The 209-nt window shown below is 51.2% G+C and carries 1 tRNA gene and 1 rRNA gene; both read right to left on the bottom strand.

The window, feature by feature from the left end:
• Nucleotides 1-6: 6 nt before the first annotated feature.
• Nucleotides 7-81 (bottom strand) — tRNA-Asn (locus tag CN692_RS19230).
• A 9-nt stretch (nt 82-90) separates the two neighbouring features.
• Nucleotides 91-206: ribosomal RNA gene (gene rrf, locus CN692_RS19225) — 5S ribosomal RNA — on the bottom strand.
• Between the last annotated feature and the right edge of the window lie 3 nt (nt 207-209).

The raw sequence follows: 209 nt of genomic DNA, 5'->3' as shown, positions 1-209 counted from the left end.
TAAAAATGGCTCCGCAGGTAGGATTCGAACCTACGACCACTCGGTTAACAGCCGAGTGCTCTACCACTGAGCTACTGCGGAATAATCAAAACCAAGCGACGTTCTACTCTCACAGGGGGAAACCCCCAACTACCATCGACGCTGAAGAGCTTAACTGCCGTGTTCGGTATGGGAACGGGTGTGACCTCTTCGCTATCATCACTTGATTC

Source organism: Bacillus sp. AFS002410 (assembly GCF_002556365.1).
Taxonomy (GTDB): Bacteria; Bacillota; Bacilli; order Bacillales; family Bacillaceae_G; genus Gottfriedia.
The sequence above is the reverse complement of the archived record's forward strand: the minus strand, read 5'-3'. Positions and strand labels throughout refer to the sequence as shown.